The following is a 13,302-nucleotide window of genomic DNA, read 5'->3' as shown; positions in this document are numbered from 1 at the left end:
AAAAATTAATCATCACACACCTTGCTAACCCACTTAATGATAACTATTATCATTTGCATCAAGACAAGGAGGACGCCATGAAATTTCTCTGCTCACGCCACCGCCAGATGTTTTCCAGCCTGTCCTTAACTGAACAGAACGACCTGTGGCTGTTCTGGATGGAGTACGCCTTCACCTTCTGCGAGAACCAGGATACCGAAAAGATGATTGCCGCCACCGGCAGCGCCTTTGACCTGGCCTGCCTGGCGCGGGCTGACCACCCGGACTGCATGCATGTGGAGCTTACCCTGGCCGCCATTCTGGTGTGCCGGGCCCTGCACGACCGGGGCGACCATACCGCCGCAGAATACGTACTGTTCAGCGCCCTGGAAAGTCTGCAATCGGCCGAGCCCTGCCATGGTAGCCCCAGCGGCTGTTGCAGTACTGATGAATGCATCGAAGTGCTGCTCGATACCCCACGCCAGGCCGACTTTTTCTCAGAGTACCTGAACTGGCCAGACATTCCCGCATCCTACCCCACACCGCAAACCGCTATGGCGGCGCACTGAACTTCGGAGGCTCTATGGGAATGGCGCTCTTAAACCCGAATCTGGCCCAGACCAACCACTACCAGCATGTGAACTGGTCCGCTGCACCTGACAACAGGCAGGTTTCCATCTCGATCTCGGCCGACTCCCTGTACCGGCTTCTGAAAAACCACCAGCTGCACGTGGAAGACCTGACCTGCCTGGATGCGGAATCCAGCGCCCGGGTGCGGAAAATGCTGCTCGACCTGGTGCGCTGACCGCACGCGACCTTCTTTGTCGCAATCCATAGGTATCCTTTGTTCTGCAACCTGGCGCACCCTCTGCGAATCCGGGAGCGCTTAAGGTAAGCTGTTTGCCATCTATTCCAGCGAATTCCGCAGCTAAGGACACCCATGGCCGCCATTGAACCCGGCTTTCACGCCATCCACGCCAACCACCTGGAAGACCTGCGCCGCGCCGTGGTCTATATCTGTCGGCAGAACCCCATGCCGCCGCTGCAGAGCGAGACCTTTCTGGTGCAGAGTAACGGCATTGCCCAGTGGCTGAAGCTGGCGCTGGCGGAAAAGCGCACCGACGATGGTGTGGAAGGCGGCTTGGGCATTGCCGCGGGCATGGACTTCCTGTTTCCCGCGCGCTTTATCTGGCAGGCCTACCGGGCGGTGTTGCCGGACGGCGAAGTGCCGGAGCAATCCCCCTTCGACAAGCGCCGGCTGGTGTGGCGGCTGTACCGGTTGTTGCCGGAGCTGGTGGGACAGGATGAGGCCTTCACGCCCCTGGCGCGATTCCTGGACGGCAGCGATACCGATCTGCGCAATTTCCAGCTGGCCGAGAAGGTGGCCGACCTGTTCGACCAGTACCAGGTGTTCCGGGCCGACTGGCTAGCGGCCTGGGAGCAGGGCAAGGATGTGGTGATCACCGCCCGGGGCGAAGAAAAGCCCCTGGATGCGGAAACCCTCTGGCAGCCGTTACTCTGGCGCAAGCTGGTAGAAGACGTGGGCAGCGAGGCCCACACCAGCCGCTCGCAAATTCACACCCGCTTTATGGAGCAGGGCCAGCGCATCAGCGAGCCGGCCAATCCGGGGCGCCTGCCCAAACGCATCGTGGTGTTCGGGGTGTCGTCATTGCCCCGGCAGGCGCTGGAAGCTTTGTACGTATTGAGCCGCTTTAGCCAGGTGGTGTTGTGCGTGCACAACCCCTGCCAGTTCTACTGGGCCGACATCATCAGCGACCGGGAGCTGCTGAAAGCCGAACGCAAGCGGGGCGCCGCACACCCGGTGCTGTCACAGATTGATGACCCAGACCAGCTGCACCAGCATGCCAACCCTCTGTTAGCGGCCTGGGGCAAGCAGGGCCGGGACTACATCCGCCTGCTGGATGAGTTCGACAATCCGGACGACTACCGCGCCAGCTTCCAGACCCCCGGCCAGAAGATCGATATCTTCACCGACCATGGCGATGTGGATAACCCCTGCCTGCTGCACCAGCTACAGAACGATATCCACAACCTGACCCCATTGCAGGAAATCCGCCAGCAGCACCGCACGGTGGATCTGGCCCGGGACCATTCCGTGGTGTTCCACGACGCCCATGGCCCCCAGCGGGAGGTGGAAATCCTGCACGACCAACTGCTGGCCGCGTTCAATGCCGACCCCACGCTGCGGCCCCGGGATGTGATTGTAATGGTGCCGGACATCAACGTGTATGCGCCGCACATCCAGGCCGTATTTGGCCGCTATTCGCCGGGCCGCAAACGCCACATTCCGTTTACCATTTCCGATCAGGGCCAGCGCCACCACGAACCAGTGCTGATTGCCCTGGAAACCCTGATGTCGCTGCCCCGCAGCCGCTTTGGCGTGAGCGAAATTATCAGCCTGCTGGAAGTGCCCGGCATTCGCGACCGCTTTGATATCAGTGAAGACGAGATCCCCCTGGCCCGGCGCTGGGTGGAAGGCGCCAACATTCGCTGGGGCCTACATGGCAAGCACCGGGAAAGCCTGGACCTGCCGGCAGAGCTGGATCGCAACACCTGGCAGTCTGGCCTTCGGTCCATGCTGCTGGGCTACGGCATGGGCGATGACGAACCCTGGGGCGGGGTAGAGCCCTATGGCGAAATCGGTGGCCTGCAAGCCAGCCTAGCCGGGCGGCTAGGCGAGTTCGTGCACCAGCTGGAAACCCTGTGGCAGGCCCTGCAAGCCACCCGCACGCCCGGTGAATGGGAAGCCCTGTTCTCCGCCATGCTGGAGCAGTTTTTCCACAAGGTGGAGGGCCAGGACCTGCTGTTGCTGAACCGCTTCCGCCGCCAGCTCGAGCAATGGCTGGAAGATGCCCTCGCCGCAGGCCTTGATCACCAGCCGCTGCCCCTGAACATCGTCAAGGATGTGCTATTGCAGGGCCTGGACGAAGGCGGCCTGAACCAGCGCTTCCTGGCTGGCAAGGTGAACTTCGCCACCCTGATGCCGATGCGAGCCATTCCGTTCCGCAAAGTGTGCCTGCTGGGTATGAACGACGGCGATTACCCCCGCTCCCGGCCGCCGGTGGATTTCGACCTGATGGCGCAGGATTACCGGCCGGGGGACCGCTCCCGCCGGGAAGACGATCGCTACCTGTTTCTGGAAGCCCTGCTGTCGGCCCGGGAACAGCTGTACATCAGCTGGGTGGGGCGCAGCATCAAGGACGATTCCGAGCGGCCACCCTCGGTCTTGATCGGCCAGTTGCAGGATCACCTGGACAGCCTGTGGTCTGTGGCAGGACAACCGGAACTTGCGGTGACCAAAGCCCTGACCACCCAACACCCGTTACAACCCTTCAGCCGGGACTACTTCCCGAAAGCCAATGGCCTGGGCGAAGGCGAAGAGGCCCAGCCCAAACCGCTGGCCGAAGTACTGCAGGCCCGCGGCCTGTTTACCTACGAACGGGAGTGGCGCAGCGCCCACGGCGTGGAAGCCCTCGAGCAGGCCCATCAAGCGCTGCCGTACCAGGCTCCGGAGGAACCCATCAGCCTGAATGAGCTGGCGAACTTCCTGAAAAAGCCCATCGACAACTTCTACCAGCGCCGGCTGCAGGTGCGCTTTGAAGACGTGGAAGACGAGGATACCGACAACGAAAACTTCGACCTGAACGGCCTGGACCGCTGGCGCCTGGATAACGAACTGATTCAGAACAGCGTACTGAAAGCCGCCAGCGAGGAAGAACTGCACGAACGTCTTGCAACCAGCCTGGACCGCATGGCCCGGCGCGGCGACCTGGGCATGGGGGTCACCGAACACCGCCTGCGCACGGAACTGGCCGGCCGGCTGCCGGACCTGTTCGAGCGCTATCGCGGTGCCCTGGCGGAATGGCCGGAAGTGATGGCGGAGCCTTTACCCTTCGAGTTTCGCTATACGGGTGACCTCGGTTCGGTGGAAGTGGCGGACCTGATCGACAACCTGCGCTGCAATCCACAAGGGCAAGTGTGCCGGCTGGTCATCGCCAGCTCCGGCCTGCTCACCGGTTCCGGCTACTCCAAGAAAGTGCGCTACGCCAACCTGCTGCGGGACTGGCTGATTCACCTGGCCGGGCAACTCAGCGGCCAGCCCTTTGAAACCCTGATTCTGGGTAAGGAAGAAGGCCGAAAATTCCAGTTCCCGGTGATGGCACCCGAACAGGCACAAAAACATTTCGAAGCCATTCTCGGCCGCTGGATGGACGCCACCACCCGGGCCCTGCCCATTCACTGCGAAGCCGGCTTTGCCTGGATCACCAGTTTCTACGGCGGCAAGAAATACGTGGGTGACCACGAGCGCGCTATCAACGAAGCGGAACAGGCCTATACCACCGCCCTGGAACGGGACACCGGCTACCTGCGCGGCGCCTTTGAAAGCCCCGAGGCGCTGATGGCCAGCGGCGAGTTCGAAGCCTTGCTGCACCAGCTTTACGTGCCTCTTTGGGAAGCGGAGCAGGGCAAATCAGCAGCCGAGCAGGTGGGTTACCAGGAGGAGCAGGCATGAATCAGACAATCGCTAACCGCAACCCGAAGCTGGACCCGCTGGCGCTGCCCCTGAACGGCAGTTCCCTGATCGAGGCCAGTGCCGGCACCGGTAAAACCTTCACCATCGCCATCCTGTATGTGCGCCTGGTGCTGGGCCATGGCCAGAACGAAGACAGCCCGCTGCAGAACCTGCTGCCACCAAACCTGCTGGTGGTGACCTTTACCGACGCCGCCACCAAGGAGCTGCGGGATCGCATCCGTACCCGGCTGACCCAAGCTGCCGAGGTGTTTTCCGAGGCCGCCGACAGCCTGGAACCCACCCCGGAAACCGCACTTATCCACAAGCTGCGGGATGACAGCTATCCGGACCCGGCCAGCTGGCCCGACTGCCGCAAGAAACTGCTGCTGGCCGCCGAGTGGATGGACGAAGCGGCGGTGTCCACCATCCACGGCTGGTGTAACCGCATGCTCAGCGAACACGCCTTCGACAGCGGCAGCCTGTTCAAACTCACCCTGGCCACCGACCAGAGCGAACTGCTGGAAGACGTGGCCCGGGATTACTGGCGTACCTTTGTCTATCCGCTGCCGCCGGCCCTGATGGACGAAGCCCTCAGCCACTGGAAAACCCCCACCGACCTGCGCAAGGCGGTGCGCAACCTGATCGACGATCCGGACGCCCTGGGCACACCACCAGAGAACGTGCACCAGGCCATCAACCAGGTGGTCAGCGAACGGCAGGCACGGGCCAATGAACTGAAAGCGCACCCCTGGGCCCAGTGGCAGCAGGAAGTCACCGACCTGTTGAACGACCTGCACAAAGCCAAGCGCCTGCACGGCGGCAGCAAGAACGCCATGCTCAAGGTCTGGGACAACCTGCTGGCCTGGGCCGAATCCGACGAACTGCTGCCGGAGAAACTGGACAGCGCCGCCGGTTACAAGAACCAGACCCCCGAAGGCCTGGATAACATCCTGAAAGGGGAGGAGCCCGGCCCCCATCACCCGGCCTTCGACGCCATCGAAGCCTTGATGGAGTTCGGCCAGAACCAGCCCAGCGCCAAGTCTGACATCCTGCGCCACGCCAGCCACTGGATTGCCAACCGGCTGGAAGCGGAGAAACAGCAACGCTCGGAAATGGGCTTTGACGACCTGCTGACCCGCCTGGACGACGCCCTGCACGGCCCCCGGGGCGACCAGCTGGCCGCCACCATCCGCCGGCAGTTCCCGGTGGCGCTGATTGACGAATTCCAGGACACCGACCCGGTGCAGTACCGCATTTTCAACCGGGTCTATAACGTGGAAGCGAACAGCCCGGACACCTGCCTGCTGATGATCGGTGATCCGAAACAGGCCATTTACGGCTTCCGGGGCGCCGATATCTACACCTACCTGCACGCACGGCTGGGTGTGCAGGCCCGCACTTACACCCTGGGCAAGAACTTCCGCTCCGCCGAAACCATGGTGCGCGCCGTCAACCGGGTGTTTGAACACAGCGACCAGCACAGCGCCAAAGGCGCCTTCCTGTTCGGCAAGGGCGACAGCACGCCGCTGCCATTCCAGGGCGTGGATGCCAACGGCACCAAACGCCTGTGGGCCGTGAACGGAGAAATCCAGCCCAGCCTGATGTTCTGGACCCACGAATCCGGAGAAACCGACAAGGAAGGCAACCCGAAGGGGCTCGCCAAGGGCACCGCCACCACCGAGGTGGCCGAAACCTGCGCCAGTGAAATTGCCCGGCTGCTGACCCTGGGCCAGGCGAAGCAGGCCGGCTTTGCCCTGCCGGATAACCCCGCCGACCTGGAGCTGGTGGCACCGAAAGACATCGCCGTGCTGGTGAACAACCGCAACGAGGCGGCCGCGGTGCGGGATGCCCTCGGGCGCCGGCGCATCAAGAGCGTGTACCTGTCAGACCGGGATTCGGTGCTGACCTCCCAGGAAGCCAAGGAAGTGCTGTGCTGGCTGCGGGCCTTCGCCGAACCCCGGCAACTGGCCTTTATCCGTGCCGCCCTGGCCACACCGACCCTGGGCCAGAGCTGGCAGACGCTGGACTTGCTGCTGACCGACGAGCTGGTGCTGGAACGGGAAATCGAGCGTTTTCAGGGCTACCAGCAACAATGGCAAAGCCAGGGCGTATTGCCCATGCTGCGCAGCTTTCTGATGGACTTCGAGGTGCCCGGCCTTTTGCTGCAACGCCCCGACGGTGAGCGAAGGCTTACTGATATCCTGCACATTGCCGAACTGCTGCTGCAGGACAGCCTGCAACTGGACGGCGAGCATGCGCTGGTGCACCACTTCACCCAGATTCTGCGGGCGGCAGACGAAGAAGACGAACACCGCACCCTGCGCCTGGAAAGCGACGCCGGGCTGGTGAAGGTAATTACCGTGCACAAATCCAAGGGCCTGGAATACCCGCTGGTGTTCCTGCCTTTCGGCACCGCCTTCCGGGCAGAGAACCAGAAGCAGGCGTATGTTCGCTACCACGACGACTCCGGCAAGCTGGTGACGGTGTTCGACCCCACGCCGGAAGACATCGAACAAGCCGACCAGGAACGCCTGGGCGAGGACATCCGAAAACTCTACGTGGCCCTGACCCGGGCCCGGTTTGCCACCTGGGTGGGCGCGGCGGCTGTGGATAACTGGCACCAGAGTGGCCTGGGCTATGCGATTGCCGGAACACCGGAGCAGCCCATCAGCCAGGCCCTGGCTCAGCTGGCGCAAGGCCGCCCGGAAATCCGGATGACCCCGCTGCCGGAAGCCGAAAGCACGGTATTCACCGAAACCGCCCCGGAAGCCCTGGGGCCGGCGCTGGTCTCCACCCGGGAAGCGAAGGAAGACTGGTGGATTGCCAGTTACTCCAGCATCGAATACACCGGCATGGCCGGCACCGGTATTACCTTCACCGGCGAGGTGGAAGACGCCCAGACCCAGAACCTGCTGGAAGAAAGCGCCCAGGAACCAGCCGAAGAAGCCCCGGCCATGCCCAGCGTACGGAACCATCACCACTTCCCCAAAGGCGCCGGCCCCGGCACCTTCCTGCACGAATTACTGGAATGGTGCACAGCCCAGGGCTTCCAGCGGGTTGTGGATAACTCCGAGCTGCTGCACGAACAGCTCACCCGCCGTTGTGGCACCCGGGGCTGGGGCGACTGGGTGGAACCCCTGCAGCAGTGGCTGCTGGCGTTGATCCGGAAACCGCTGAAACTGGACCGGGACGGGCAGCAAAGCGCCAGCCTGGCAGAGCTGGGCAACCTGCGCCCGGAGCTGGAGTTCTGGTTTGAAAGCCGCAACGTCAGCATCCGACAACTGGATGCGCTGGTCACCCGTCACACCCTGAACGGCGCGGACCGGCCCCGGGCCGAAACCTACCGCTTCAACGGCATGCTCAAGGGCTTTATCGACCTGGTGTTTGAACACAAGGGGCAGTATTACGTGCTGGACTACAAATCCAATGCTTTGGGCGAGGACGACGCCGCCTACACCGACCAGGCCATGGGCCAGGCGATCCTGGACAAGCGCTACGACCTGCAATACGTGCTCTACCTGCTGGCCCTGCACCGGCTGCTGAAAGCCCGGCTGCCGGGTTACGACTACGACCAGCACATCGGCGGCGCAGTGTACCTGTTCCTGCGCGGGGTGAATTCCGCCAGTGGCGGCGCGTTTACCGACAAGCCCCCCAGAGTGCTGATTGAACAGCTGGATGCCCTGTTCGATGGCGAGCCGGTTTCCGGGGAGGTGGCCGCATGAGCCGTACCCGCCACACCGAAAACCAGTTTGCCCTGGACCTGGGAGACGATGCACCGGTGAACACAACAGCAACGGAACCGCGCAAGCCTGTGGATAACTCTCAGCTACTGGCCAGCCTGAGCGACACCGAAACCCTGTTAGGGCAATGGCAGCAGGCCGGCTGGATTCGCCCGCTGGATACCGGCTTTGCCCGACTGATCCGGGAACTCAGCGAAGAACAGGGTGAAAGCCCGCAACCATTGGTGCTGCTGTTGGCGGCGCTGACCTCCCACCAGGTGGGCCGTGGCCACGTGTGCATCGACCTGGCCACGCTGCTGGCCGATGCCGGCCATACCCTGGCGCTGCCGCCAGAAGAACCGACCCATGCCGGTCTGTCCGAAGCCGAGGTGGCCAACCTGCAAGGGATTTATCCACAGGAGCTGCTGGCCCGGGTGCAACTGGCCGATTGCCTGGCGGCCCTGCAAAGCTCTCTCGCTGTTAGCGATGGCTCCATGCCGGCACCGCTGGTGCTCAACGGCAGCCGGCTTTATCTGCGCCGGTTCTGGCGCTACGAACAGCGTATTGCCGAGGGTATCCAGCAACGGCTGGCCTTGTCATCGCCGCTAGCAGACCCTCAATCAGTGGCCGCGCAAACCTTATCAACAGCCCTCAACAAACTGTTCCGGTCCACCAAACCGGTGGATTACCAGAAACTGGCCTGCGCCCTGGCCGCCCGCAACCGCTTTGCGGTGATCACCGGCGGCCCGGGTACCGGCAAGACCACCACTGTCGTTAACCTGCTGGCTGCCCTGCAGGCCGTAGCCGGGGAAAGCCCGGAACGGGCAGGGCGCAAGTACCGTATCCGCCTGGCCGCGCCCACCGGCAAGGCCGCCGCCCGCCTGAACGAATCCATTGGCGGCGCCGTCAGCAAGCTGCCGCTGGCAGACCTGCCCGGCTCCGTGGAACTGGACGACATTCCCACCAAGGTAACCACATTGCACCGGTTACTGGGCAGCCGGCCGGATACCCGCCAGTTCCGCCACAACCAGGACAACCCGCTGCTGGTGGATATCCTGGTGATCGATGAAGCCTCCATGGTGGATGTGGACCTGATGGCCTCGGTGTTCGACGCCCTGCCCGCGAGCGCCCAACTCATCCTGCTGGGCGACAAAGACCAACTGGCCTCGGTGGATGCCGGCGCGGTGCTGGGCGAGCTGTGCCAGCGGGCCTTCGACGCCCACTACACCCCGGACACCGCCAGCTGGCTGGCCGCCATGACCGGCGCCCGGGTACCCGATGGCCTTGTGGATAACTCAGGCCAAGCCTTGGACCAGGCCGTGGCCATGCTGCGCAAGAGCTACCGGTTCGGGCAGGACAGCGGTATCCGCGAACTGGCGGAAGCTGTGAACACCAGCGCGCTCACCAGCCGTGTATTGGGGCAGATCCGGGGCACCGAGTTCGAGGATGTGATCTGGCTGAACGGCGACACGCCGAGACCCGACCCGGAACAGACGCTTGAGCTGATCTGCCGCCACGCCATCACCGGCACCCCGGAGAGCTTCCGCAACGCCGGGCAGGGGCGGGTGGTGAATGGCAAAGCACTGCCACCGCCGGTGGGCTATCGTCATTATCTGGAAGTTATCCACAGCTCAGGTTTAACCGCGGACAGTCCCCGGGAAGCCTGGGATGCCCACGCGGCAGAAGTGCTGGAAGCCTTTAACGATTTCCAGGTTTTGTGTGCGTTACGCAAAGGCCCCTGGGGCGTGGAAGGCTTAAACCAGCAAATCGCCCAAAAGCTGCTGGCGGAAAAACTGATCGAAAAAACCGAAGGTTGGTACGCTGGCCGTCCGGTGTTGGTCACCGGTAACGATTACAACCTGGGACTGATGAACGGGGATATCGGTATCACCTTCAGCGTGCCCTGGGATAAGACCGAAACCGGCGAGCCCAAACAGACCCTTCGGGTAGCCTTCCCCAGCGGTGACAGCACCGGCGGCATCCGCTGGATTTCCCCAAGCCGATTGCAGCAACTCGAGACCGTATACGCGATGACTGTACATAAGTCCCAGGGCTCGGAGTTCAACCACACCTGTCTGGTGCTACCGGATCGCCTCAGCCCGGTGCTTACTAAAGAGCTGGTTTATACCGGCATCACCCGGGCCAAGAACTGGTTCAGCCTGATTACCGGCGATGCGCAGGTGTTCAAGGATAGCGTAGGGCAGCAGGTGGTGCGGGCTTCAGGTCTGGCTCTTCGGTTAACGGAGTAAAGGTCCCGGGGTTCAGCGGGGGAGGCCTTTCCAAAACACGCTGTGAATACATCCCTGTACGCTCTGCTCCGCCATCCATGGCTCCGCAAGGTTTTGGAAAGGCCTCCCCCGCTGAACCCCTAACTTCTCAGTTATCCTCGCTCCGGTGCTGTTGTTCCCACAGATGAGCGTAATGACCACCGCGGGCTAGCAAGTCATTGTGGCTGCCGCTTTCCACTATTCGGCCACCATCCATCACAAGGATGGTGTTGGCATCGCGGATGGTGGATAACCGGTGGGCGATCACCAAGGTGGTTCTCTGCTGACTGACTTCTTTCAACGCGCCGAGAATTGCCTGCTCAGATAGCGAATCCAGAGACGAGGTAGCTTCATCCAAGATCAGCAGCGGCGGGTTCTTCAAAATCACCCGGGCAATGGCCACCCGCTGCTTTTCGCCACCGGATAACTTCAGGCCACGCTCTCCCACTTTAGTTTCGTAACCTTCTGGCAGGCTGTGGATAAAGTCTTCCAGGTGGGCCATGCGTGCGGCCCGGTAGACTTCTTCCTCGGTCGCTTCGGGGCGGCCGTAGGCGAGGTTGCGGTACAGGGTATCATTGAACAGGACGGTGTCTTGCGGTACCACACCGATGGCCGAGCGCAGGCTGTCCTGGGTCACGTCGCGGATATCCTGGCCATCAATCCGGATGGCACCTTTATTCACCTCATAGAACCGGAATAACAGCCGGGCGAGGGTAGACTTGCCGGCGCCGCTGGCGCCTACTACGGCCACGGTATGGCCGGCAGGTATGGTGAAGTTAACATCCTGCAGGATGGGCCGGTCCGGGCGGTAGGCGAAGTGAATGTGTTCGAAGCGTACCTCGCCGTTATCCACAGCCAGGGGTTTGGCATTCGGCGCATCCTGGATGGCGGGTTTATCCCCAAGCAGTTTGAACAGGCGCTCCACGTTTACCAGGGCCTGGCGGATTTCCCGGTAGACGAAACCCAGGGCGTTCAGGGGGATGAACAGCTGGATCAGGTAGGCGTTTATCATGGTGAAGTCGCCCAGGGTGATCTCGCCACTGGCCACTTCACCCACCGCCATGGCCATGATGACAATCAAGGCCATGCCGATGATCAGCGCCTGGCCGGCGTTCAGGGTGGCCAGGGACAGGCGGTTTTTCAGCCGGGCCTTTTCCCAGTCGTCCAGGTCCTGGTCGTACAGTTCGGCTTCGTAGCGTTCGTTGTTGAAGTATTTGACGGTTTCGTAGTTGAGGAGGCTGTCGATGGCCCGGGAGTTGGACTGGTTGTCCCGGGCGTTGGCTTCCCGCACGAACTTCGTTCGCCACTCGGTGATCTTGATGGAGAACACCACGTAAACCACCACTGCCACCAGGATGGCCAGTACATAGCCGACGTTGAACACGACTAACAGGATGCCCGCGACCAGCAGGATTTCCAGGATGGTGGGCACGATGTTGAACAGGGTGAAGCGCAGCAGGAAGCTGATGCCGTTGGTGCCCCGTTCGATATCCCGTGCCAGGCCACCGGTTTTTCGGTCCAGGTGAAAGCCCAGCTCGCGCTGGTGCAGGTGTTCAAAGATCCGCAACGACACCCGCCGCATCGCCCGCTCGGCTACCCGGGCGAACACGGCATCCCGAAGCTCGTTGAACAGAGTGGCGCCAAAGCGCAGGGAGCCGTAGGCCACCACCAGCACCACCGGAATCCACAGCAGCATGTCGGCGCCGCGGTTCTGGTCCAGGTAATCCACAATGTATTTCAGGGCTACCGGGGTGGCTACGGTGGCCAGCTTGGCCAATACCAGCAAAGACAACGCCAGTGCTACCCGGCCCCGGAACTCGGTCAGGTAGGGCCAGAGCCCGGCAATCACTTTCCAGTCGGGTTTGTGGTCGGCGGGGTAGTCGTTATCAGCGTAGGCGCGCACGGGATTTCCTGTTCGGTTGGTAAGGAGCAGATTGTGCCAGATTCATCGTATACTGTGGGCATTCACAGGGTGCCTGAACAGCACCAAATTTTCAGACTCAGGTATTTACATGACTTCGGATAATTCCCAGCCCAAGACCACGCCGGATCACCAGCCGCGCCCCTGGATCGATTTGCTGGTCAGTATCGTGATTCCCTCCGTTATTCTGATGAAGTTCAGTGGCGATGAGCACCTGGGCAGTGTTAATGCGTTGATCCTCGGCCTGGCCTTCCCGTTAGGCTGGGGCCTGTTCGAACTCATCCGGTACCAGAAGAAGAACTTTATTGCCCTGCTGGGCCTGATCAGTGTGGGCCTGACCGGTGGTATCGGCCTGCTGGAACTGGACGCTGGCTGGCTGGCCATTAAGGAAGCGGCGGTGCCCGCGGTGATCGGGCTGGCCGTGCTTATCTCCACCCGCACCAGGTACCCGCTGGTACGAACCCTGCTGTATAACCCCAACGTTCTTGATGTGGATAAAATCCATGCTTCTTTGGAGGAGCGGGGCAGTGTGGATGAATTTGAAGAGCGGCTGATGAAAGCCAGTTACTTCTTTGCCGGAACCTTCCTGTTCTCGTCCATCATGAACTACGTGCTGGCGAAGTGGATTGTGGTCAGCCCGTCTGGCACCCAGGCGTTTAATGAAGAACTCGGGCGGATGACCCTGGTCAGCTACCCGATGATCGCCATTCCCTCCATGGTGATGATGATGCTGATTTTCTGGTACCTGTGGCGCACCATTCGCAGGCTTACCGGCCATACCCTGGAAGAGGTGATGGCGCCGCACCTGGTGGAGAAGGAAAAAGAAAAGGAACGGAAGCGGGCACAGTCTTCCAAATAGTACGGACTGGAATATTCACTCGG

At 61.9% G+C, this 13,302-nt stretch carries 7 protein-coding genes; 6 read left to right on the top strand and 1 reads right to left on the bottom strand.

Going from position 1 to position 13,302, the window contains the following annotated elements; all coding sequences use genetic code 11:
* Window positions 1–77: 77 nt before the first annotated feature.
* From B9Q17_RS04680 to recD, 5 genes are all read left to right on the top strand, one after another.
* Window positions 78–548, top strand: a complete 471-nt coding sequence (locus B9Q17_RS04680) for a hypothetical protein (RefSeq protein WP_094624314.1) — start codon at window positions 78–80, stop codon at window positions 546–548.
* Between the two features lie 20 nt (window positions 549–568).
* Window positions 569–784, top strand: a complete 216-nt coding sequence (locus tag B9Q17_RS04675; protein ID WP_094624312.1) for a hypothetical protein — start codon at window positions 569–571, stop codon at window positions 782–784.
* Between the two features lie 135 nt (window positions 785–919).
* Window positions 920–4,513: an exodeoxyribonuclease V subunit gamma gene (gene recC / locus B9Q17_RS04670; protein WP_094624310.1), complete on the top strand. Its 3,594-nt coding sequence runs from the start codon at window positions 920–922 to the stop codon at window positions 4,511–4,513.
* Window positions 4,510–8,235, top strand: coding sequence for an exodeoxyribonuclease V subunit beta (gene recB, locus B9Q17_RS04665; RefSeq protein WP_094624309.1), 3,726 nt, complete (start codon window positions 4,510–4,512; stop codon window positions 8,233–8,235). Before recC ends, recB begins: the two co-directional genes overlap by 4 nt.
* A complete protein-coding gene (recD, locus tag B9Q17_RS04660) occupies window positions 8,232–10,481 on the top strand; it encodes an exodeoxyribonuclease V subunit alpha (protein ID WP_094624308.1) in 2,250 nt (749 codons plus the stop codon). The genes recB and recD overlap by 4 nt, the downstream gene beginning before the upstream one ends.
* 127 nt (window positions 10,482–10,608) lie before the next feature.
* On the opposite strand, the gene B9Q17_RS04655 is transcribed toward recD, so the two are convergent.
* Window positions 10,609–12,402 carry an ABCB family ABC transporter ATP-binding protein/permease gene (locus B9Q17_RS04655; RefSeq protein ID WP_094624307.1) on the bottom strand — a complete coding sequence of 598 codons (1,794 nt, stop codon included), beginning with the start codon at window positions 12,400–12,402 and terminating at the stop codon, window positions 10,609–10,611.
* Between the two features lie 109 nt (window positions 12,403–12,511).
* Between B9Q17_RS04655 and B9Q17_RS04650 the strand changes: the two genes are divergently transcribed.
* A complete protein-coding gene (locus tag B9Q17_RS04650; RefSeq protein WP_094624306.1) occupies window positions 12,512–13,279 on the top strand; it encodes a VC0807 family protein in 768 nt (255 codons plus the stop codon).
* The last annotated feature ends 23 nt before the right edge of the window (window positions 13,280–13,302 follow it).

This window comes from Marinobacter vinifirmus, from assembly GCF_002258215.1.
Taxonomy (GTDB): Bacteria; Pseudomonadota; Gammaproteobacteria; order Pseudomonadales; family Oleiphilaceae; genus Marinobacter; species Marinobacter vinifirmus.
This window is presented reverse-complemented; position numbering and strand designations above follow the sequence as displayed.

What these genes read in the sequence shown, in the direction of transcription:
- B9Q17_RS04680 (WP_094624314.1), top strand. Translation starts at nt 78, where the DNA reads ATGAAATTTCTCTGCTCACGCCACCGCCAGATGTTTTCCAGCCTGTCC.
- B9Q17_RS04675 (WP_094624312.1), top strand. Translation starts at nt 569, where the DNA reads ATGGCGCTCTTAAACCCGAATCTGGCCCAGACCAACCACTACCAGCAT.
- recC (WP_094624310.1), top strand. Translation starts at nt 920, where the DNA reads ATGGCCGCCATTGAACCCGGCTTTCACGCCATCCACGCCAACCACCTG.
- recB (WP_094624309.1), top strand. Translation starts at nt 4,510, where the DNA reads ATGAATCAGACAATCGCTAACCGCAACCCGAAGCTGGACCCGCTGGCG.
- recD (WP_094624308.1), top strand. Translation starts at nt 8,232, where the DNA reads ATGAGCCGTACCCGCCACACCGAAAACCAGTTTGCCCTGGACCTGGGA.
- B9Q17_RS04650 (WP_094624306.1), top strand. Translation starts at nt 12,512, where the DNA reads ATGACTTCGGATAATTCCCAGCCCAAGACCACGCCGGATCACCAGCCG.